Consider the following 20,070-nt stretch of genomic DNA (forward strand, 5'->3'; position numbering starts at 1 on the left):
TCGTATACATGTTCGATGCATCGAAAGGCGGATCTCGGACCCTCGTCCACGAGCTCACCCGCCTGCCGGAGGCGGCCAGCGATGCCGAGCGGATCGACCGGATCCGGGCAATGGAGGAGGCGAAGAACGCTCTCTGCGCGGCCCAAGCCCGTGAGGCGGCGGCGCTCGACGCGTCCGTCCGGGCCGAGCGCGAGCAGGCTGGAGTTCGCGCCGACAAGCGCGGGGTCGGGATCGGGGCGCAGGTCGGGCTGGCCCGCCGCGAGTCGCCGCACCGCGGCGCGATCCTGCTCGGGCTCGGCAAGATCCTCGCCACCGAGATGCCGTGGACGCGCAGGGCGATGGAGGCCGGCGTCCTGTCGGAGTACCGCGCCACCCTGCTCGTGCGCGAGACCGCTCAGCTGACGCTGGAGGACCGGCAGACCATCGACCGCGAGGTGGCGGGCGACCTCACGCGACTCGAGCAGCTCGGCGACCGGGAGCTGGTCGCGGAGGTCCAACGCCGGGCCTACCAGCTCGACGCCGACTCGGTGCTGCGGCGGGCCCGCCGTGCCGAGTCCGACCGGACCGTCACCATCCGGCCCGCGCCCGACGCGATGGTCTACCTCACCTCCCTCCTGCCGATGGCCGCCGGCGTCTCGGCGTACGCCGCCCTCACCAAGCAGGCCGACAGCCTCCGCGCCGCCGGTGACGCACGCTCGCGCGGCCAGGCGATGGCCGACACCGTCGTCGAGCGGCTGACCGGGCGCGCCAGCACCGCTCCGGTCCCGGTCAGCGTCGGCCTCGTGATGACCGACCGCACCCTGCTGGCCGGGGACGACGAGCCCGCCGAGCTGCTCGGGCACGGCGTCGTCCCGGCCGGCTGGGCCCGCGACCTCGTGACGTCGGCAGCCGGCGCCGGCGCCGGCGCGGCGTGGTTCCGCCGTCTCTACACCGCCCCGACCACCGGCCGGCTGCTCGCCCTGGACGCGCTGTCCCGCACCTTCCCGCAGGGACTCAGCCGCTGGATCGCCCTGCGCGACCGGGCCACGTGCCGAACGCCCTGGTGCTCCGCACCCGCCCGGCACGCCGACCACGTGGTCCGGGCCGCCGACGGGGGTCCCACCTCGGCCGCCAACGGCCAAGGCCTCTGCGTCGCCTGCAACCTCGCCAAGGAGGGTCTTGGCTGGACCGCCCGACCACGACCCGGGCCGCGCCACACCGTCGAGATCGTCACCCCGACCGGACACACCTACCGGTCGACCGCTCCCCCGATGCCGGGGACCCGACCCCGCATCAGGGTCGACCGCGCCTTCAGCGAGGTCGAGCTCGAGCTCGCCGCCTGAGCCGTCTGCGATTAGGCCTGTTCCGCGACCTGGGACGCCTCGGCGCCCACCCTCGGAGTCCGGGGCGTGACGAGCAGGGAGATCGCGACGTAGAGGAGCGCGATGACGGCGAACGCCCAGAAGTTGTGCGTGAGGTCGTTCGCCGTGTGGAAGCTGTCGTCGGAGTAGGTGCCGCTCGAGGTGAGGTCCTCCCGCCACGACCGGGTCCACAACCCCAGGAGGCCGAAGATCATCGCGGCGCCCAGGGCCCGTCGCAGCAGCGCTTCGTCACGGAAGAGACTCGTGACGGGATCGTAAGTCGCAACATCCCGCCGGCGGGACACACTTCGGCGGACACTGTCCGCATGGGGCGATCACGCAGGGCGACGGCCGCTCTCGTCGCGGCCGCGCTGATCGTCGTCGTCGGCCTCGGGGTCGCCGCGGCCCTGGTCCTCGGCCGCGACGGCGGCCAGGAGCAGGACGTCGTCCTCGACGGCCGGTGGCAGATGACGCACGCCGTCGCCGATGACCTCGACGTCGGCTTCGCTGGAGGCGAAGGCACCCCGACCCTGGTCTTCCACCTCGGCGAGCAGGCGCTCTCGGGGTGCGAGGTGATCGGGTGGGAGACCACCGTCGACGGATCCGAGGTGCACTTCGGCGACCTGGACGTCGGCCACATGATGACCTGTCCGCCTGGGCGCCAACCCGACCCCCTTGACGGGCATTACGCCGACCTCCTCGCCACCGTCGACCACGCAGAGCGCAGCGACGACCGGCTGGTGCTCACCGGCCCCGGCCTGGAGCTGACCTTCGCGCCGCTGCCGGTCCACCGCTACCACGGCCGCTGAGGCGAGCCGGGCACCAGACTCACACCGGGCTCGCGTCCTCCACCAGCAACCGGTGCAACGCGGCGAGGCCGCGGGAGGTGTGGCTCTTGACCGTGCCCGGCGCGATCGACAGCTCGTCCGCGGTCTCCTCGACGCTCAGGCCCAGCCAGTGCCGCAGGACCACGGTCCGTCGCTGCATCGGCGGCAAGAGTCGCAGCGCGGCCAGCAGGTCCAGGTGCTCCGCCGACTCCGTCGCGGCCGCCGACGGCAGCCGGGTCAGCTCCTCCTCGGACATCCGGCTGCGCCGACGGTGCCAGGGCCGGCGCCGGTCGTCGAGGTCCGCGTTGACGATCACCCGCCGGGCGAACGCCTCCTCGGAGCCGCGGGTCCGCACTTGCGGCCAGGCGAGGTACAGCTTCACCAGCGCCTCCTGCAGCACGTCCTCGGCGCGGGCGTCGTCGGCGCACACGGCGTACGCGATCCGGCGCAGCCTGTCCTGGCTCGCCGCGACGAACTCGACGTACGACGCCTCGTCCCGGCCCGCAGCTCCGCCCGCAGCACCGCTCCCGGCACCACCCACAGGACGGCTCACTCGGACGTCCCGGCGGCGACGAAGCGGACGAAGTCGGCGAAGTCGCGGACGACGACGCCGCCCTCGAAGGGCTCGTAGAACGCGTGGCCGCTCCGGCGACCGTCGGCGAGCACGAAGTAGGTGTGCCCGTCGATCCGCACCTCGGCGACCGACTGGCGGGCGTACTGCTCCCTGTTGCCGGTGTCGACGTCGGTCCGTTGCCGCACGATCTCGACGCCGGGCTGCGCGACCAGCACCTTCGAGGTGTCGTCCGCGAAGTGCACCAGCCGGTCGGCGAAGCGCGGCTGGTCGAGCACCGAGGCCGTCTCGTTCTCCGCCCAGAGCGCGAAGTCGGAGGTCCAGCGGTCCGGGTCGTCGAGGCTGCCGTACGTCGCGGTGCTGCCCGCGTCCTGGAAGCCGGCCCACCAGAAGGTGCCGTCCGTGCCCTCGAGCGGCGACGTCGACGGGCTACCGGCCCCGTCGCGGGCAGGCGCCTGCCACTTCACCTCGATCGCGTACGAGTGGGCGACGCCGGCCGCCGCCCCACCCGCACCGACCGGGTCGGCGATCGAGCGGACCACGGCGGCCTCGGGCGCGATCCACAACCGGCCGTCCGGCGCGATCGCCGCGGGGCCGTGGTTGCCGTACTCCTGCGCCCACGACGGGATCTCGTCCGTGGAGAAGGTGTCGATCCGACCCGTGCCGGCCTCGACCCGCAGGTCCGAGAGCGACCGGGGCGCGACCACGCCGCCGCTCGCGACGACGTCGGGTCGGTGCTCCCGGGCGCGCTCGGGGCCGGACCCCAGCGGCAGCAGCTGCGAGGCGACGAGCACGCCCGCCGCGACGAGGCCGAGGGCGCCACCCGCGCGCCGTCGGCGACGGGTGCGTCGCGCCCGGCGGCCGGCCGCGAGGTAGTGCTCCGGCGGGAGCGGGGCGAGCCCGTCGAGGCGTGCGTCAAGGGCGGGGCCGACATCGGTGGTTTCGATCATGGTCCCCAGACGTACGGCGGCCCGACGGCGTTGTCATGCACCCCGCAAGATTCCCACGCCGGACAGACGCCCGCCCGGGCTACCGCGAGGCCAACCGCCCCGCGAGGTACGGCGCGGTCGCGCCCACCCCGGCCGCCGCGACGTCCGCGGGCGTCCCGGTCGCGACGACCTGCCCGCCGCCGTCACCGCCGCCCGGACCCAGGTCGACCACCCAGTCCGCGGTCGCGATCGTGTCGAGGTCGTGCTCGACCAGCACCACCGTGTTGCCGGCGTCGACGAGACGGTGCAGCTGACGCAGCAGCAGGGCGATGTCGGCCGGGTGCAGCCCGGCGGTGGGCTCGTCGAGGAGGTAGAGCGCGTGCCCCCGTCGGGCGCGCTGCAGCTCGGTCGCCAGCTTGATCCGCTGCGCCTCTCCCCCGCTGAGCTCGGTGGCCGGCTGCCCCAGCCGCAGGTAGCCCAGGCCGACGTCGCGCAGCGTCCCGAGGCTGCGTGCCGCGGCCGGCACGTCCGCGAGGAAGACGGCGGCGTCGTCGACCGACAGCGCCAGCACGTCCGCGATGCTCCTGCCCCGGTAGGTCACCGACAGCGTCTCGTCGTTGTAGCGCGCGCCGTGGCAGGCGGGGCACTCGGAGTAGGTCCCCGGCAGGAACAGCAGCTCGACCGCGACGAAGCCCTCGCCCTGGCACGTCTCGCAACGCCCCTCGGGCACGTTGAAGGAGAACCGCCCGGCGGCGTACCCGCGAGCGCGCGCCTCGTCGGTGGCAGCGAAGACCTTGCGGACGGCGTCGAAGAGACCGGTGTACGTCGCCAGGTTGGACCGCGGGGTGCGCCCGATCGGCCGCTGGTCGACGCGGACCAGCCGGTCGAACGCCTCCAGCCCGGCGACGTCCGCGACGTCGACCTCGAGGTCGGCGTCGTCCGGGTCGTCCACCGCCTGCCCGAGGTACCCGCGGACGACCTCGGCCAGCACCTGGGTGACCAGCGTCGACTTGCCCGACCCGGACACCCCGGTGACGGCGGTGAGCACGCCGAGCGGGACGTCGACCGAGACGTCCTGCAGGTTGTGCCGTGAGACCCCGCGCAGGTGCAACCAGCCGGCCGGCTCCCGCAGCGGGTGCTCGAAGGCCGGCTCGCGCCCGAAGAGGTACGCCGACGTGACTGACTCGTCCACCGCCTCGAGCCCGGCGACCGGCCCGCTGTAGAGGACCCGTCCGCCGCCCTCGCCGGCGCCCGGCCCGATGTCGACGACCCAGTCGGCACGGCGTACGACGTCGAGGTCGTGCTCCACGACGAAGAGGGAGTTCCCCGAGGCCTTGAGGCGGTCCAGCACGTCGAGCAGCGGGGCCGCGTCGGCCGGGTGCAGCCCGGCGGACGGCTCGTCGAGGACGTAGACGACGCCGAACAGGCCGGACCGCAGCTGGGTCGCGATCCGCAGCCTCTGGGCCTCGCCGGGCGAGAGGGTGGTCGAGCTGCGCCCGAGGCCGAGGTAGCCGAGCCCGAGGTCGAGCAGCACCTCGATCCGCGCCACCAGGTCCGTGCAGATCCGGACGGCGACCTCGTTCGTCGACTCCGGCAGCGCCGCCACCGGACGCAGCAGGGCGACCAGGTCGGTCAGCGACATCGCGTTGACCTCGGCGATGGACGCGCCGGCCACGGTGACGGCCAGGGCCTCGGGGCGCAGCCCGCTGCCGTGGCAGACCGGGCACGGGACGCTGCGGACGAAGCGCAGCGCCCGCTCACGCATCCGCTCGCTCTTGGAGTCCGACAGCACGTGCATCACGTGGCTGCGCGCGCTCCAGAACTTGCCGTAGTAGCCGTGGTCGATCCGGTCCCGCTCCGGCTTGATGAGCACGGACGGCTGCTCGTCGGTGAACAGCAGCCAGTCGCGGTCCTTCTTGCGCAGCGCGCGCCAGGGCACGTCCACGTCGATGCCGAGCCCGGTCACGATGCTGCGGAGGTTCGCGCCCTGCCAGGCACCCGGCCATGCGGCGATCGCGCCGTCGCGGATGCTGAGGTCGCGGTCCGGGACGAGCAGGTCCTCCGCGACGTCGTGCACGACGCCGAGGCCGTGGCAGCGCAGGCACGCGCCGCTGGCGGTGTTCGGCGAGAACGCCTCGGCCGCCAGGTGCCCGGCGCCGGCCGGGTAGGTCCCGGCGCGGGAGTAGAGGATGCGCAGCAGGTTGGACAGCGTCGTCAGCGTGCCGACCGTCGAGCGCGAGCTCGGGGCGCCGCGCCGCTGCTGGAGGGCGACCGCGGGCGGCAGCCCGGTGATCTCCTGAACGTGCGGGGCGCCGACCTGCTGCAGCAGCCGACGGGCGTACGGCGCCACCGACTCGAAGTAGCGGCGCTGCGCCTCGGCGTAGAGCGTGCCGAACGCGAGCGACGACTTGCCGGACCCGGACACCCCGGTGAAGGCGACCATCGCGTCGCGGGGCAGGTCGACGTCGACGTCGCGCAGGTTGTGCTCGGTGGCGCCGCGCACGCGCACGAAGGAGTCGTTCCCGGGGGTGTCCATCGGGACGCCGTACCCGTTGCGCCGGGGGCTACCCCGGACCGGCAGGTGTCGAACGACTCAGACAGGGGGCAGGCGCGCGTCAGCACCGCGTGCGCACCTCGGCCACGCAGCGGTCCGAGCCGGCGCCGCCGTCGGCGCTGTCGCGACCGGGCCCGCCGTCGAGGCGGTCGTCCCCGGCGCCCCCGAGCAGCTCGTCGTCGGCGTCCCCGCCGAGCACCCGGTCGTCACCCGCGCCGCCGCGCAGCTTCGGCCCGGGCTCCTCGCCGCAGTCGCCGACCGCGACCAGCCGGTCGTCGCCGTTGCCGCCGGCCAGGATGATCCGGCAGCCGTAGGTCCAGAGCCGGTTGGCGCCGTCTCCGCCGATCACTCGGGCCCGGCCGCGGCCGGAGTAGGCGTCGACGTCCTCGATCCCGCTCAGCGTCGCGTCCGCGACCGCCGGGTCGTCGAAGGTCATCGCGTCGCCGAGGCGGACGGCGTACGCCTGGTCGTCGGCGACCACGAGCCGGTCGGTGCCGGCGCCGCCGTCGAGCACGCCCGCGCCGGCGTCCGGCAGCGTGAAGGTCGGGCGGACGTGGAAGCGGTCGTTGCCGCCGCCGAGGTCGACGCGGGCGTAGGAGCTCGCCCAGACGGTCTCCTTGGCGTCGCTGCCGCGGAAGGTCAGCGACGCACGGCCCGGCACCGGGAGCCGATAGTCGTCGACGCCCGAGAAGGTGAACTCGCGGCCGCCGTCGCGCTTCGCCACCCCGGCGGTCGCGTCGACGAGCCACTCGCCGCCCACGCCGTCGGGCCACTCCCACTCGAGGACGTCGCGGCCGGTGCCGAGCACCAGGCTGCTCACGGCGTTCGCGGCGGTCGCCTCGACGACCACCCGGTCCCCGGAGCCGCCGGTGTCGACGACGTCGCGGAGCGGCACGTCGGGCTGACCGACGAACACCTGGTCGCGGCCGCCGCCGGTCGTGATCGTGTCGGCCTCCGCGTCCACCGCGTCCTCCGGCCCGGTGCGGCGCGCGTCATTGCGGTCCCCCGCCCACACGTCGTCGGGCTCGCCGGCGCCGGTGAAGGTGTCGGCGCCCTCGCCCAGCACGACCACGACGTACGCCGTCGCGCCGGCCTCGACGGTGACGTCGTCGTTCCCCATGCCGGCGTACACCGTGCGCGTCTCGTCGGCGGCCGGGTCCGACGCGGGCCCCGGGCCCTTGGTCACGCAGACCCGGTCCGCGCCGCCGGCGGCGCGGACCTCGGGCACCCCGCGGGAGACGATCACGTCGGGCCCGTCGGTGCCGCGCACGACGTCGCTGCCGGGCTCCCCGACCACGGTCGCGGGCTCGCCCTGGCAGGTCGGCGCACCGAGCCGGGCACCGGCGGAGGACAGGGGCACCACGAGGGCCGGAGCCAGGGCGAGGAGCAGCGCACCTGCGGCGCTGACCCGGACAGCGGGGCGGGACATGGCAACACCTCGAGACGTGGAGACCCGCCGATGCTAGGCCGCCGACGTGGGCAACGCGGGGACGCGTGGCCGCCCCACTAGATTGACCTCGTGAGCCGTCGCCCCCGTTCCTCGACCGAGAGGCTGATGCGGATCCTGCGCCACACCCTGCTCACGATCGTCGGGGTGCAGCTGGGTGTCGCGATCGGCATGTCGCTCGTCGACTCCTACCGCCGCCGGGGCAAGAAGCCCAAGCCGTTCCCGGTCACCGCGCCGCGCACCGTCGAGATCGGCGAGGGCACCGTGACGACGTACACCTACGGCGCCGACCTCTACGCCGACATGCTGGCGGCGATCGAGGGCGCGCGGCGGCAGATCCTCTTCGAGACCTACATCTGGAAGGGCGACGAGGTCGGCGAGCAGTTCAAGGCCGCGCTGGCCGCGGCGGCCGACCGCGGCGTCGAGGTCTACTGCATCTACGACGGCTTCGCGAACCTCGTCGTCTCGCCGCGCTTCAAGCACTTCCCGGCCAACATGCTGGTGCTGCGCTACCCCGTCTACACCGCCGGGCTGCGCTTCTTTGACCTGCGACGCTACGGCCGCGACCACCGCAAGATCCTGGTCGTCGATGACTCGGTCGGGTTCGTCGGCGGCTACAACATCGGGACGCCGTACGAGACCGAGTGGCGTGACACGCACGTGCGCATCACCGGCCCCGGGGTCTGGGACCTCAAGCGCGCGTTCGCGGACTTCTGGAACCTCAACCGGCGCCGCCGGATCCGGCACAGCGAGCGGCCGCTGCTGCTCGAGACCGCGTCGACCTGGGAGCCCCAGATCCGCTTCCACCGCAACGTGCCGCGGTTGTGGATGTTCCCGATCCGGTCGATGTACCTCGAGGCGATCAACCGTGCGAGCCACAACGTCTGGATGACGCACGCCTACTTCATCCCGGACCAGGACTTCGTGGACGCGATGAAGGACGCCGCGCGGCGCGGGGTCGACGTGCGGCTGCTGGTGCCGCTGAAGTCGAACCACATCGTGGCCGACTGGATCTCGCGCGGCTACTTCTCCCAGCTGCTCGGCGCCGGCGTGCGGATCTTCCGCTTCCGCGACGCGATGGTGCACGCGAAGACGTCCACGGTCGACGGCACCTGGTCGACGGTCGGCACCGCCAACGTCGACCGGCTCAGCCTGCAGGGCAACTACGAGATCAACGTCGAGGTCATCGACGAGTCGTTCGCGAAGACGCTCGAGGAGATCTACGAGGTCGACGAGTCGAACAGCCTCGAGCTCACCAGCAGCGAGTGGGAGGCGCGCGACCTGCACCGCAAGTTCACCGAGTTCGTGCTGGCCCCGCTGCGTCCGCTGCTCTGAGGTACGCCGTCAGGCGGTCGCCCCGAACGCCCCGAACGCTCCGCCCGGTCCGAGGGCGAGCGCGGCGAAGCGCTCGCCGACCAGGCGGTGCGTGGCGGCGTCGGGGTGCAGACCGTCCGGCAGCGGCAGCAGCACGTGGTCGGCCTCGCCGTACAGGTCGCGTCCGTCGAGCAGGTGCAGGTGCTGGTCGCCCGCGGCCCGGCGCTCCGCGACGATCCGGCTCAGCTCCTCGCGGACGACCGTGAGCGTCAGCTTCCCCTGGGCGACCTCGGCGGGGTCGCCGCCGGCCAGGAAGCGGATCCGGCCCTCGGCGAAGCCGCTGAGGTCCGGCGTGCTGGGGCCGGGGGTCTCCTCGTGGATCGGGCAGAGGATCGGCGACACCACCAGCAGCGGGGTCGTGGGGTGCCCGTCGCGGATCGTGTCGAGGAAGCCGTGCACCGCGGGGCCGAGCGCCCGCCGCCGCATCAGGTCGGTGTTGACCAGGTTGATGCCGATCTTGACGCTCACCAGGTCGGCCGGGGTGTCCCGCATGACGCGGGCCGTGAACGGGTCGAGCAGCGCGCTGCCGCCGAAGCCGAGGTTGACGAGCTCGACGCCCCCCTCGCGGGCGGCGATCGCCGGCCACGTCGTGCTCGGGCTCGCCGCGTCGGACCCCTGGCTGATCGAGCTGCCGTGGTGCAGCCAGGTGCGGCGCCCGGCACCGGGGGCCGGGGCGTCCGGCTCGACCGGGGCGTCCGTGCGGAGCGCGACCAGGTGGGTGATCTCGTTGTGGGGCAGCCAGATCTCGACGACCTTGTCGCGGTCGGGCAGCCCGTCGAAGCGCACCGTCCCCGGCTCACCGGCGTGGTGCGTGGTGCCGCCCGTGGTCATGTCGATCTCGAGCACGTGGCCCGCGCTGCCGTGCGCCTGCGCGGCGGGCTCCCCGTCGACCAGCAGGTCGTAGGTGCCCTCCGGTCGCGGCGGCGCCCCGACGTACGACATCCGCGTGCGGAGCGTGTCCAGCTCGACGACGGTCGCGCGGGTCCGCAGGACGAGGCGTACGCCGGAGGGCTGGGCCTCCGCCATCGCGAGCTGGCCGTCGGCGGCCTGCGCGCGGGCCCACGCGGGCAGCCGGTGCGGGGCCAGCCCGCGACCCGTGTCCTCGAGCTCGGCCGCGCCGCGGACCAGCCCGGCGGTGATCGGGGTGCTGGCGAGATAGGTCATGTCCCCACCCTCTCAACCGGGTGGGCGGCTCCCGCGACCGGTCAGCGCGCGACCGAGACCGCCACCGTGCCGGCGGCGCCGGGCACGACCTTCAGCGTCAGCCGTCCGCGGTGCCCCGCGACGACCCGGTGCGGGCCGTGGCCACCGCGGTAGCTGACGGTGTAGGTCCGGCCGGGGCGGTAGGCCCGCGGGGTGCGCACGGTGGCCGGGTTCGCCGCGACCAGCGTGAAGCGGGACCGGGTGGCGTCGTCGAGCATGCTCCAGTCCTGCGCGGCGCTGCGGTGGTTGCGGACGCGGTAGCCCCACTGGCGCCAGTGCTTGTCGACCGAGCGGTACGACACCGAGGCCGGACGGGTGCGGTGCTCGCGGACGACCTTCCGCAGCTGCGGGAGGTACTGCTCCAGGTCGCGCGCCCAGTAGGGCCACGAGTGGGTGCCGGGGCCGTAGTCGTCGTAGGTGTAGGCGACGTGCGCCGCGTCCGCGGCCTGCACGAAGTAGCCCGTCGACTCGTGCACGAGGCCCTCGATCCCGGAGCCGGCGGGGGTCGTCGGGCTGGGCTCGTCGTACGGCCCGGTGGCGCCGTTGCCGCACCACAGCGCCAGGTCGGTGTCGGCCAGGTTGGTGACGATCGAGGCCGGGTTGTGGCCCTTCCAGTTGAGCTCGCGGGTGGCCGGGTCACCGAACATCGCGTCGGCCGGGACGCCGTCGAGGGTGGTCGCGATGACCGAGACGATGCCGGTGCCGATCGAGCGGGCCCGCGGGTCCTCGAAGATGTCCGGAGCGCCCGAGAAGGACGCCGCCGAGACGAACAGGTCGGGGTGGCGGGCGGCGTACGAGAAGGAGCCGAAGCCGCCCTGCGAGAGTCCGGCGATCGCCCGGCCCCAGCGGCCGCGGACGGTGCGGAGGTTGGCGTCGATCCACGGGACGAGCTGGTTGATGTGGAAGGTCTCCCAGTTCGCCGTGCCGAGGACGGTCTCCTGGTCCACCCAGTTCGTGAAGAACGAGCCGCCGTTGGAGTCGTAGCCCATGTCCGGCATCACCACGACGAACGGGAAGGCCCGCGAGGTCTGCCGCGCGCGGCCCATGTCGACCCAGTCGTTCGCGCCGCCGCTGGTGCCGTGGAAGAGGTAGAGCGACGGGTAGCGGCGGTGCGTCCGGCCGTAGCCGACTGGCAGCAGGATCGTCACGCGCACCGGCCGCTCGAGCTGCTTCGTCGCCACCACGAGGTGCCACTCGCGCCGGCTGGTCCGGGTCGCCTTCACCACGTGCAGGCCGTGGCCGTCGCGGAAGTGCGGGCGCCCCTTGGTGAGGGCTGCGTCGGCCGCTTCGGCCGCGGCCGGCGCGAGAGGCGCGGCGGTGGCGGCGTGGACGGCGGGCGCGGCGTACGACGGCGGCGCGGCGTCGGCCGGGACCGGGGCGAGCGCGGCGGCCGCGAGGGCGGCGGTGAGCGCGAGACGGCGGAGCGGGGCGAGGGACCGGGCGGGAGGGGTCTGCACCCGGCCGAACCTAGACGGGCGACGGCCCCACGTCGAGAGCCACGTCGAGCGCCGTGTCGAGGCAGAGGTCAGGGCCGGGTGACCCGGGCCGGCAGGTGCGTGCGCGGCGCCATCCGGGCGCCGTGGCGCGGCCGGCGCAGCCCGGCGGCGGCGAGCAGCGCGGGGACCCGGCCGCGGTGCGGGCGCCACGGCTCGAGGTAGGCCTCCAGCTCGGCGTCGTCGAACGGCGTGCCGGTCAGCGCCCAGCCGACGTCCTTGGCGACGTGGTAGTCGAAGAACGAGACGGCGTCGGCGTCGCCGTACGCCCGCTGGCGGACCTCGGCGCTGGTCCACACGCCGATGCCGGGGAGGGTCCGCAGCCGGCGGTCGGCCTCCTCGACGGGCAGGTCGACGGTGCGCTCCAGCGCGTCGGCGACCCGGGCCGCGGTGACGATCGTGCGCGAGCGCGCGGGGTCGATGTGCAGCTTCAGCCACTCCCACGACGGGATGGCGCGGAGCTGCTCGGCGGTCGGCTGGATCCAGAGCTTCTGCTCGACCCCCGGGCCGGGCGCGCGCTCGCCGAAGCGGTGCACGAGCATCCGGAAGCCGGCGAAGGCCTCCTGCCCGGTGACCTTCTGCTCGATGATCGCCGGGACCAGCGCCTCCATCACCAGCCCGCTGCGGCCGACGCGCATCGTGTCGAACCGACGCCAGGCCTCGACGAGCACCGGGTGCCGCGGCTCGAAGCCGGTCACGTCGTCGTCGGCCCCCAGCAGGCCGGGCACGGACGCGAGCGCCCAGTCGGCGCCCGGCCCCCAGGCCTCGGCGTGGATCTCGCCGTCGGCGGCTCGCACGTCGATGACCAGGGTGGCGACGCCCTCGGGCGTGCGGAGGCCGCGCCAGTGGCGGCCGGCGAGGTCGAGGCGGTAGGTCGGATCGCCGCCGCCGTGCCGCTGCTGCCGCAGGATGTGCGCGGCGGGGCAGGCCCAGTCGGGTCGCCACACACGGGTGCGGGCGGCCTCGGACGACATGCGCACGACGCTAGCCGACCGCGCCGACGCCCGGGCACGGACGCCGGGCGGCATACCCCGACGCGCGTCCTACAGTGACCCGCATGACGCTCCAGATCGCCGACGAGCACCGTGTCCGCACGCTGACCCTCGACCGGCCGGAGGCGCTGAACGCCTTCAACGAGGAGCTGTACGACGCCACCGCCGAGGCCCTGCTGGCGGCCGCCGAGGACCCGGCGGTCGCGGTGGTCCTGCTCACCGGCAACGGCCGCGGCTTCAGCGCCGGGACCGACCTGCTCGAGATGCACGCGCGCACCACCGACCCGGCGTTCGTGCCCGGGAAGCACGGCTTCCAGGGGTTCCTGGACGCGCTGGTCGCATTCCCGAAGCCTTTGGTCTGCGCGGTCAACGGCCTGGGGCTCGGCATCGGCGCGACGATCCTCGGCTTCGCCGACCTCGCGTTCATGTCGGCGACCGCCCGGCTCAAGTGCCCCTTCACCAGCCTGGGGGTGGCGCCCGAGGCCGCGTCGTCGTACCTCCTCCCCCTGCTGGTCGGGCGGCAGAACGCCGTCTGGCTGCTGCAGTCCTCGGCGTGGGTCGACGCCGCGACCGCGCGGGAGATGGGCCTGGTGTGGCAGGTCTGCGAGCCCGACGACCTGCTGCCGACCGCCCGGCGGCACGCCGAGGTCCTGGCGGCGAAGCCGGTCTCGAGCCTCGTCGCGGTCAAGCGGACGATGACCGAGCCGCTGCGCGCCGGGATCGCGGCGGCGCGGGAGCGGGAGAACGCCGCGTTCGCCGAGCTGATGGGCGGCCCGGCCAACCGGGAGGCGCTGACGGCGTTCGCCGAGGGACGCGAGCCCGACTTCACGGCGCTGCCGCCCGGCTGGTGAGGCTCAGCCCGCCGGCTTCGGGTCCGGCACGTCGTCGAAGGAGTCCGGCGTCTCGATCCAGGTGAAGTGGTCGTGCGGCCAGACCAGCACCATCACCTTGCCGACGACGAGGTCGGTGTCGACGTACTCCTCGCCCTTGCGGCAGCCGAGGTACGGCGCCTTGCACAGGTGCGCCGACGAGTCGCGGGAGTTGTGGCGGTTGTCGCCCATCACGAAGACGTGCCCGGCCGGCACCGGCCCCGCGCGCCAGTGGCACGACTCGACCATCGGCCCGTTGCAGGTGTCCTGCTCGACGATGTAGCCGCCCTCGCGCAGCGGCTGGCCGTTGACCGAGATCCGGCCGCGGTCGTCGCAGCACACGATCACGTCGCCGGCCACGCCGATCACCCGCTTCACCAGGTGGCCGCCGGTCGGATAGAGCCCGATGTGCGACATCCCCCGCGCCAGGAGGCTGGTCGGCCCCTTCGCCTCGTCGGGGTCCAGCCAGCCACCCGGGTCCTCGAAGACGATGACGTCGCCGCGCTCGGGACCGCCGGACCAGTACGACGGCTTCTCGACCAGGATCCGGTCGTTCTTCACCAGCCCCGGCTCCATGGACTCCGACGGGATGTAGAACGCCTGCACCAGGAAGATCTTGATCAGGATCGCGAGGGCCACGGCGACGACGACGAGGATCAGCGTCTCCTGCCAGAACGGTCGTCGCCGACGCGCCTGCCCCTCGCCCATCCGGTCCCCCGCGGCCTTCCCGAGCCGCCCGTGCGTGCTCCGCCGCAGCAGTATCACCCGGGAGGGGGCCCGGCGTCAGGACTCTGACCCGGGTCGGGGCGTCCGGCCCGCCTCGCCTTGGCGATCGTCTCCTCGACGACCGCGTCGAGCCGCGCGCCCGCGGGCCAGCCCGCGTAGTGGCAGACGAACACCACGATCTCCCGCAGGGCGGCGTCGTCGAGCTCGCCGTTGGCGTACGCCGCGGGCACCTGGATGCCGAGCACGTCCGCCGAGCCGGTGGCCGCGAGCATCCCGATGAGCAGCAGCCGCCGGTCGCGGTCGGAGAGACCGGGCCGGTTCCAGATGTCGGCGAAGAGGTGGTCGGCGGTGTAGCCGAAGAAGGCGTTGCCCTGTCCGTCGGCGGCCCCGCCCATGTCGAAGCCGTAGACCTGCTCCATCTTCTCCAGGCCGCGGCGGCGGGTCTCGGGCAGGTGGTCGAACGTCCCGGGCTCACTCATCGGTGCCCTCCTGGGCGTGGTCGGGCGGGGTGGTCGTCGGCAGGCCCAGGCCGGGCCCGAGGCGCTCGAGGGCGAGCCGGGCGAGGGGCACGTCGATGCCGAGGTCGTCGGCGAGCTCGGTGGCGAGGCGCAGGTCCTTCTCCCCCAGCGCGCGCACGTGGCCGAGGACGTCGAACCAGAAGTCGTCGGGGTCGACCGGGGCCGTCGTGGCGCGGTGCATGATCGCGCCCGGCCCGCCGGTGACGGCGTCGGTGTGCCGGACCACCCGGCCCAGCTCGAGCAGGTCGAGCCCGGCCGCCTCGGCCAGCCGCTGCGCCTCGGTGACGGCCGTGAAGGCGACGAAGTGGACGAGGTTGCGGGCCAGCTTCATCCGGGTGCCCGCGCCGACCGGCCCGGCGTGCACCACGTGCGAGCCCAGGGTCGCGAACGGCCCGGCGCAGGCGGCGAAGGCCTCGTCGCTGCCGCCCACCAGGATCGCCAGCGTGCCGTCGGCCGCTCCCATGGCGCCGCCGCTCACCGGCGCGTCGACGAGGCGTACGCCGTGCCGCTCGGCCGTGATCGCGAGCTGGCGCGGGGTGGCGGGCGCGACCGTGGAGTGGATCGCGACCGTGAGCCCGTCGTGCGCGGCGCCGAGCACCTGGCCGAGGACGTCGCGCACCTGCTCGTCGTCGCGGACCATCACGCACACGAGGTCGACGGCGGCCGCGAGCTCGGCGACGCTGCCCGCCGCGGTCGCGCCGGCCGCCTCCAGCTCCGCGAGCGGCGCCGGCTCCACGTCGTACACCCAGAGCCCGGCGGGCCGGGTCGCGAGCCGCAGCGCCATCGGCCTGCCGATGTTGCCGAGCCCGACGAAGCCGACGCGGGTGTCGTCGCCGGTGCGCGTGGTCACCGGAAGACCTGCCCGCCGTCGACGGCGAGGACCTGGCCGGTGACCCAGGCGGCCTCGTCGGAGAGCAGGAAGAGGCAGGCGCCGACGAGGTCCTGCGGCTGGCCCATCCGCTTGATCGCGAGCCCCTTCACCAGGTCCCTCGCCGCGTCGCCGGCCTGCACCCGCGTGGCCTCGGTGTCGGTGGGGCCGGGGGCGACCGCGTTGACGCGGATCCGCATCCCGCCGAGCTCGTGCGCGAGCTGCTGGGTCAGGCCGTTCATGCCGACCTTGGCGAGGCCGTAGAAGCCGGAGTAGAGCCAGGCCGCCGTGCTGCTCTGGTTGACGATCGCGCCGCCGCCGCGGGCCTGCATGTGGGGGTAGCAGGCGCGGGTCATCAGCAGCGCGCCGTCCATGTTCACCGCCATGAAGCGGCGGTAGTAGTCCCAGTCGACGCTGACGAGCAGGTCGAACTCCATCGCGCCGTAGATCGCCGCGTTGTTGACGAGCAGGTCGATCCCGCCGAGCTCCTCGACGGTGCGCGCGGCCAGCGCGAGCGTGGACTCCGGCGACGACACGTCGGTCTCGACGAACAGTGCGCGACCGCCGGCCGCCTCGATGGCGGCGGCCACCCGCTCCCCCGCCGCGACGTCGATGTCCGCGACCACGACGGCCGCCCCCTCGGCCGCGAGCGCGTGTGCGTAGGCCTCGCCGATCCCCTGCGCCGCGCCCGTGACGACGGCGACCTTGTCCTGGAAACGCATCCCGCTCCTCACGCCGGCTCCCTCATGCTGGTTGGGCGATCGTCTTGGTCTCGAGGTACTCCTCGAAGCCGGCCACGCCCATCTCCCGGCCGAGGCCGGACTGCTTGTAGCCGCCGAACGGCGCGTCGGGGCTGAACCACACGCCGCCGTTGACGGCCACCGTGCCGGTGCGGATCCGGGCGGCGACGGCCCGCGCGCGCTCCAGCGAGCCGGACTCGACCGAGCCCGAGAGGCCGTACGCCGACGCGTTGGCGATCCGCACGGCGTCGTCGTCCCCGTCGTGCGCGATCACCACCAGCACCGGGCCGAAGATCTCCTCCTGCGCCAGCCGGCTGGTGTTGTCGAGCCCGGCCACCACGGTCGGCTCGACCCAGAAGCCGTCCTGCTCGATGACGTGGCCGCCGGTGGCGAACGTCCCGCCCTCCTCCTCGGCCAGCCGCAGGTAGGCCTCGACCCGGTCGCGCTGCACCTGCGAGATGACCGGGCCGCAGATCGCGCCGGGATCGGTCGGGTCCTTGGCGCCGATCGACGCCATGGTGGCGGCGGCGACCTCCACCGCCTCGTCGTACCGCGCGCGCGGCACCACCAGCCGCGTCGTGATCGCGCAGCCCTGGCCGGCGTGGAGGCAGGCGGTGAACGCCGTCGCGGCGGCGGCCGCGGCGAGGTCGGCGTCGTCGAGCACGATCGCCGCGGACTTGCCGCCCAGCTCCAGGAAGACCCGCTTCAGCGTCGGCGCCGCGGCCGCCATGATCGCGCGGCCGGTGGCGGTCGAGCCGGTGAACGACACCATGTCGACGCGCGGATCCGTGGTCAGCCGGGCGGCCACCTCGTCCGACCGCGGGGTGACGACGTTGAGGACGCCGGGCGGCAGGTCGGTGCGCTCCGCGGCCAGCCGCCCGAGCTCGGCCGCCACCCACGGCGTGTCCGGGGCCGGCTTGAGCACCACGGTGCAGCCGGCGGCCAGGGCCGGCCCGACCTTGGCGAGGTTGATCTGGGTCGGCACGTTCCACGGCGTGATCGCGGCGACCACGCCGACCGGCTCGCGGCGCACCGTCCGGCGGGAGGGGATGCCCATCGGCCGCGCCACCCCGAGGTCGGTCTCCCAGGCGTAGCCCTCGGCGAGGTCCGTGACCCAGCGCAACCCCTCGACCGGCACCTCGAAGCCGGCCGCGACCATCATGAAGCCGGGCATGCCGACCTCGGCGGTCGTCAGCGCCTCGAAGGACTCCCGCTCCTCCAGCAGTGCGGCGTGCAGCTGACGGAGGCAGCGCACCCGCAGGGCGACGTCCGTGGACCAGTCGGTCTCGTCGAAGGCCCGCCGAGCGGCGGCGATCGCGGCGTCCACGTCGTCGGCCGTCGCGTCGGGCGCCTGCCCGATCTCGCGACCGGTGGCCGGGTTCAGGACGGCGTACGACGCCCCGTCGCTCGCCTCCGTGAGCCGACCGTCCACCAGCAGGCGGGCGGGGGCAGTCACGGGCGCTCCCCCTTGGCCGCGTGCTCCCCCGCGTCGACCGGCGGCGGCCAGACCGTCGACGGCAGGTCGGCCAGCCGGTAGTGCCCGGGCTGCGTCATCCCGTCCAGCCCCATCCGGTCGAGCAGGCCCTGCGGCGCCCTGCCGGACCCGGCCAGCGCGAGGAACGTCGTGGCAGTCGAGCCGAGGTCGAACCAGTCGCGCTGCCAGCCGATCTCGAGGCCATCGGGCCCCGCGACCAGGCCGAACCACGAGCCGCCGATGCCGAGGATCTCGTACTCCTTGCCGGAGTCGTCCGCGATCCCGGCACGCTGGCGCCAGAAGCCGATGACCATGCCGTTCGACTCGTCCATCACGGTCGCGACGTAGTCGTAGTGCCAGCCGTCGAGGCCGGCCATCTCGGTGCCGAGCGCCCAGTCCCGGATCTGCTCGCGGCCGACGGCCATGAAGTGCTCGTCGGGGGTGTACATCCAGCCGTACGTCGCGTCCTCGGCGTACGAGTCAGCGAGCACCCGCCAGTCGTTGCGCCGCTCGGCCTCCCGGTTCGCCGCCAGCCAGCCCTGCCAGAACGCGTCCATGTCGCTGCGGTTCACGAGTCCTCCTCTACGCCCAGCGCCCTCGCCGGGCAGTACCGCACGGCGTCCTCGACCTGCGGCCGCAGGTCCTCGTCGGGGTGCTCCTGCAGGACCACGACCCGGTCGGCGCCCTCGTCGAAGCCGAACACGGTCGGCGCCTCGCCCTGGCACATCCGGTGCGCCTGGCACAGGTCCAGGTCGGCGGAGACCCTCATCGCGCTCACCGCCCGGCCCGCCGTCGGTAGCGGACCCGGCACGGCTGCTCGAGCTGGATGACCATCTTGGAGACGTCGTCGCGGTAGGACTCCGACGGCTGCGCCATCGCGAACTCGTAGTCGCGCAGCAGCACCGAGAAGATCGCCTTGAGCTGCATCATCGCGAAGGCTGAGCCGACGCAGCGGTGCCGGCCGGCGCCGAACGGGATCCACGTCCAGCGGTTGAGCAGGTCCTCCTGCCGGGGGTCGAGGTAGCGCCCCGGGTCGAAGCGGTCGGGCTCGGGGAAGTCCTCGGGGATCCGGTTCGACACCTTCGGGGTCGCCCCGACCATCGAGCCGGGGGCGATCGTGTGCCCACCCAGCTCGACCTCCTCCTGCACCACGCGCAGCAGCAGGATCAGCGGCGGGTGCAGCCGCAGGGTCTCCTTGAGCGCGGCCTCGAGGCGCGGGATCGCGCGCAGCGCCTGGAAGGAGATCTCGGAGCCGTCCGCGTAGAGGTCGTCGAGCTCGGCGGTGACGTCGGCCAGCACCTCGGGGTGCCGCAGCAGCTCGATCAGGGTCCACGCGGCGGTCCCCGACGAGGTGTGGTGGCCCGCGAACATCATCGAGATGAAGATCCCGGTGATGGCGTCGGCCGAGTAGTGCGGCGACCCGTCCGGCTCCGTCAGCGAGACCAGCACGTCGAGCAGGTCGCGCTCCTCGCGCGGGACGGCGCCGCGGGCGACCCGCTTGTCGATGATCGCCTGGACGAGCCCCACGAGCTCGAGCCGGGCGGCATCCCGCTCGCGGAAGCTCGCGATGTCGGCGTACGGGTCGACGAACGCGAGCGCGTCGGTGCCCTTCTCCAGGCGGTGGTAGTGGTGGGCGAACGACGCGTCGAGCTCCTCGCGGAACGGCGTGCCGACCAGGCAGGCCGACGTCGTGTAGATCGTGAGCTCGGCGAACCAGTCGAGCAGGTCGATCTCGCCCTCGTCGCCCCAGTCCGCGACCATCCGGCGGATCTCGTGCTCGATCGTGGCGGCGTGGCCGCGCATCATGTCGCCGCGCAGCGCCTGGTTCCGCAGCATCTCCTGCCGCTGTTCGGGGGTCGCGTCGAAGACGACGCCCTCGCCGAAGATCGGCGTCATGAAGGGGTACGCCGCGCCCTGGTCCAGCACGGAGTCCGGCGCGCGGAAGAACGCCTCGTTGGCCTCGGCCCCGCTGACCAGCACGACGTCGCGGTCGGCCAGCCGGAAGCGGCCGACGTCCCCGCACTCGTCGCGGACCCGCTGCAGCAGGCCGATCGGGTCCTCGCGCAGCTCCTGCAGGTGGCCGTGCGGGTCGTCGGGGTGCCGGCGCGAGACCTCGCGCACTCCGGTGGTCGAGGAAGGCGCGCC

Annotated in this window: 20 protein-coding genes; 4 read left to right on the forward strand and 16 right to left on the reverse strand. The window is 74.0% G+C overall.

The window, feature by feature from the left end:
• Positions 1-8 precede the first annotated feature (8 nt).
• A complete protein-coding gene (locus tag H5V45_RS02245) occupies positions 9-1,322 on the forward strand; it encodes an HNH endonuclease (RefSeq protein WP_185251437.1) in 1,314 nt (437 codons plus the stop codon).
• Between the two features lie 11 nt (positions 1,323-1,333).
• Here H5V45_RS02245 and H5V45_RS02250 read toward each other — a convergent pair whose 3' ends face one another.
• Complete coding sequence (locus H5V45_RS02250; RefSeq protein ID WP_185251438.1) at positions 1,334-1,555, reverse strand: hypothetical protein; 222 nt, start codon at positions 1,553-1,555, stop codon at positions 1,334-1,336.
• A 111-nt stretch (positions 1,556-1,666) separates the two neighbouring features.
• Between H5V45_RS02250 and H5V45_RS02255 the strand changes: the two genes are divergently transcribed.
• A complete protein-coding gene (locus H5V45_RS02255; protein WP_185251439.1) occupies positions 1,667-2,149 on the forward strand; it encodes an META domain-containing protein in 483 nt (160 codons plus the stop codon).
• A 19-nt stretch (positions 2,150-2,168) separates the two neighbouring features.
• On the opposite strand, the gene H5V45_RS21655 is transcribed toward H5V45_RS02255, so the two are convergent.
• From H5V45_RS21655 to H5V45_RS02275, 4 genes are all read right to left on the reverse strand, one after another.
• The gene (locus H5V45_RS21655; RefSeq protein WP_343061380.1) at positions 2,169-2,720 is read right to left on the reverse strand and encodes a sigma-70 family RNA polymerase sigma factor; all 552 of its coding nucleotides are present in this window, start codon (positions 2,718-2,720) and stop codon (positions 2,169-2,171) included.
• On the reverse strand, positions 2,717-3,688 hold the full coding sequence (locus tag H5V45_RS21660; RefSeq protein ID WP_185251440.1) for a hypothetical protein: 972 nt from the start codon (positions 3,686-3,688) through the stop codon (positions 2,717-2,719). Before H5V45_RS21660 ends, H5V45_RS21655 begins: the two co-directional genes overlap by 4 nt.
• Positions 3,689-3,767: 79 nt before the next feature.
• Complete coding sequence (gene uvrA, locus H5V45_RS02270) at positions 3,768-6,203, reverse strand: excinuclease ABC subunit UvrA (RefSeq protein ID WP_185251441.1); 2,436 nt, start codon at positions 6,201-6,203, stop codon at positions 3,768-3,770.
• 79 nt (positions 6,204-6,282) lie between these two features.
• Positions 6,283-7,650, reverse strand: a complete 1,368-nt coding sequence (locus tag H5V45_RS02275; RefSeq protein ID WP_185251442.1) for a calcium-binding protein — start codon at positions 7,648-7,650, stop codon at positions 6,283-6,285.
• Positions 7,651-7,740: 90 nt separating this feature from the next.
• On the opposite strand from H5V45_RS02275, the gene H5V45_RS02280 reads away from it, so the two are divergent.
• The gene (locus H5V45_RS02280; protein WP_343061381.1) at positions 7,741-9,003 is read left to right on the forward strand and encodes a phospholipase D-like domain-containing protein; all 1,263 of its coding nucleotides are present in this window, start codon (positions 7,741-7,743) and stop codon (positions 9,001-9,003) included.
• Between the two features lie 9 nt (positions 9,004-9,012).
• Here the strand turns inward: H5V45_RS02280 and H5V45_RS02285 are convergent, their stop codons facing one another.
• The 3 genes from H5V45_RS02285 to H5V45_RS02295 form a co-directional block, all read right to left on the reverse strand.
• A complete protein-coding gene (locus H5V45_RS02285) occupies positions 9,013-10,206 on the reverse strand; it encodes an SGNH/GDSL hydrolase family protein (RefSeq protein WP_185251443.1) in 1,194 nt (397 codons plus the stop codon).
• Positions 10,207-10,247: 41 nt separating this feature from the next.
• Positions 10,248-11,702: an alpha/beta hydrolase-fold protein gene (locus tag H5V45_RS02290; protein ID WP_185251444.1), complete on the reverse strand. Its 1,455-nt coding sequence runs from the start codon at positions 11,700-11,702 to the stop codon at positions 10,248-10,250.
• Between the two features lie 68 nt (positions 11,703-11,770).
• Positions 11,771-12,712 carry a DNA-3-methyladenine glycosylase family protein gene (locus H5V45_RS02295; RefSeq protein WP_185251445.1) on the reverse strand — a complete coding sequence of 314 codons (942 nt, stop codon included), beginning with the start codon at positions 12,710-12,712 and terminating at the stop codon, positions 11,771-11,773.
• An 83-nt stretch (positions 12,713-12,795) separates the two neighbouring features.
• Between H5V45_RS02295 and H5V45_RS02300 the strand changes: the two genes are divergently transcribed.
• On the forward strand, positions 12,796-13,581 hold the full coding sequence (locus tag H5V45_RS02300) for an enoyl-CoA hydratase/isomerase family protein (protein ID WP_185251446.1): 786 nt from the start codon (positions 12,796-12,798) through the stop codon (positions 13,579-13,581).
• A gap of 3 nt (positions 13,582-13,584) precedes the next feature.
• On the opposite strand, the gene lepB is transcribed toward H5V45_RS02300, so the two are convergent.
• The 8 genes from lepB to H5V45_RS02340 are packed head-to-tail and all read right to left on the reverse strand — an operon-like array spanning position 13,585 to position 20,046.
• Positions 13,585-14,307, reverse strand: a complete 723-nt coding sequence (gene lepB / locus H5V45_RS02305) for a signal peptidase I (protein WP_185251447.1) — start codon at positions 14,305-14,307, stop codon at positions 13,585-13,587.
• A 53-nt stretch (positions 14,308-14,360) separates the two neighbouring features.
• Complete coding sequence (locus H5V45_RS02310; RefSeq protein ID WP_185251448.1) at positions 14,361-14,804, reverse strand: carboxymuconolactone decarboxylase family protein; 444 nt, start codon at positions 14,802-14,804, stop codon at positions 14,361-14,363.
• Positions 14,797-15,693, reverse strand: coding sequence for an NAD(P)-dependent oxidoreductase (locus tag H5V45_RS02315; protein WP_343061382.1), 897 nt, complete (start codon positions 15,691-15,693; stop codon positions 14,797-14,799). The genes H5V45_RS02310 and H5V45_RS02315 overlap by 8 nt, the downstream gene beginning before the upstream one ends.
• Complete coding sequence (locus H5V45_RS02320) at positions 15,690-16,433, reverse strand: SDR family oxidoreductase (protein WP_185251449.1); 744 nt, start codon at positions 16,431-16,433, stop codon at positions 15,690-15,692. Before H5V45_RS02320 ends, H5V45_RS02315 begins: the two co-directional genes overlap by 4 nt.
• Positions 16,434-16,455: 22 nt before the next feature.
• Positions 16,456-17,907 carry an aldehyde dehydrogenase gene (locus H5V45_RS02325; protein WP_185251450.1) on the reverse strand — a complete coding sequence of 484 codons (1,452 nt, stop codon included), beginning with the start codon at positions 17,905-17,907 and terminating at the stop codon, positions 16,456-16,458.
• Positions 17,904-18,497 (reverse strand): hypothetical protein, encoded by a 594-nt coding sequence (locus H5V45_RS02330; RefSeq protein WP_221633872.1) that lies wholly within the window; start codon positions 18,495-18,497, stop codon positions 17,904-17,906. Before H5V45_RS02330 ends, H5V45_RS02325 begins: the two co-directional genes overlap by 4 nt.
• Positions 18,494-18,694 carry a ferredoxin gene (locus tag H5V45_RS02335; protein WP_185251451.1) on the reverse strand — a complete coding sequence of 67 codons (201 nt, stop codon included), beginning with the start codon at positions 18,692-18,694 and terminating at the stop codon, positions 18,494-18,496. The genes H5V45_RS02330 and H5V45_RS02335 overlap by 4 nt, the downstream gene beginning before the upstream one ends.
• Positions 18,695-18,699: 5 nt before the next feature.
• The gene (locus H5V45_RS02340) at positions 18,700-20,046 is read right to left on the reverse strand and encodes a cytochrome P450 (RefSeq protein ID WP_343061383.1); all 1,347 of its coding nucleotides are present in this window, start codon (positions 20,044-20,046) and stop codon (positions 18,700-18,702) included.
• Between the last annotated feature and the right edge of the window lie 24 nt (positions 20,047-20,070).

It is taken from the genome of Nocardioides luti, from assembly GCF_014212315.1.
Lineage (GTDB): Bacteria > Actinomycetota > Actinomycetes > Propionibacteriales > Nocardioidaceae > Nocardioides > Nocardioides luti.

Bases quoted from the DNA above. Each gene is read 5' to 3' on its own strand.
- H5V45_RS02245 (WP_185251437.1), top strand. From the start codon at position 9: ATGTTCGATGCATCGAAAGGCGGATCTCGGACCCTCGTCCACGAGCTC.
- H5V45_RS02250 (WP_185251438.1), bottom strand. From the start codon at position 1,555: ATGATCTTCGGCCTCCTGGGGTTGTGGACCCGGTCGTGGCGGGAGGAC.
- H5V45_RS02255 (WP_185251439.1), top strand. From the start codon at position 1,667: ATGGGGCGATCACGCAGGGCGACGGCCGCTCTCGTCGCGGCCGCGCTG.
- H5V45_RS21660 (WP_185251440.1), bottom strand. From the start codon at position 3,688: ATGATCGAAACCACCGATGTCGGCCCCGCCCTTGACGCACGCCTCGAC.
- uvrA (WP_185251441.1), bottom strand. From the start codon at position 6,203: ATGGACACCCCCGGGAACGACTCCTTCGTGCGCGTGCGCGGCGCCACC.
- H5V45_RS02275 (WP_185251442.1), bottom strand. From the start codon at position 7,650: ATGTCCCGCCCCGCTGTCCGGGTCAGCGCCGCAGGTGCGCTGCTCCTC.
- H5V45_RS02285 (WP_185251443.1), bottom strand. From the start codon at position 10,206: ATGACCTATCTCGCCAGCACCCCGATCACCGCCGGGCTGGTCCGCGGC.
- H5V45_RS02295 (WP_185251445.1), bottom strand. From the start codon at position 12,712: ATGTCGTCCGAGGCCGCCCGCACCCGTGTGTGGCGACCCGACTGGGCC.
- H5V45_RS02300 (WP_185251446.1), top strand. From the start codon at position 12,796: ATGACGCTCCAGATCGCCGACGAGCACCGTGTCCGCACGCTGACCCTC.
- lepB (WP_185251447.1), bottom strand. From the start codon at position 14,307: ATGGGCGAGGGGCAGGCGCGTCGGCGACGACCGTTCTGGCAGGAGACG.
- H5V45_RS02310 (WP_185251448.1), bottom strand. From the start codon at position 14,804: ATGAGTGAGCCCGGGACGTTCGACCACCTGCCCGAGACCCGCCGCCGC.
- H5V45_RS02320 (WP_185251449.1), bottom strand. From the start codon at position 16,433: ATGCGTTTCCAGGACAAGGTCGCCGTCGTCACGGGCGCGGCGCAGGGG.
- H5V45_RS02335 (WP_185251451.1), bottom strand. From the start codon at position 18,694: ATGAGGGTCTCCGCCGACCTGGACCTGTGCCAGGCGCACCGGATGTGC.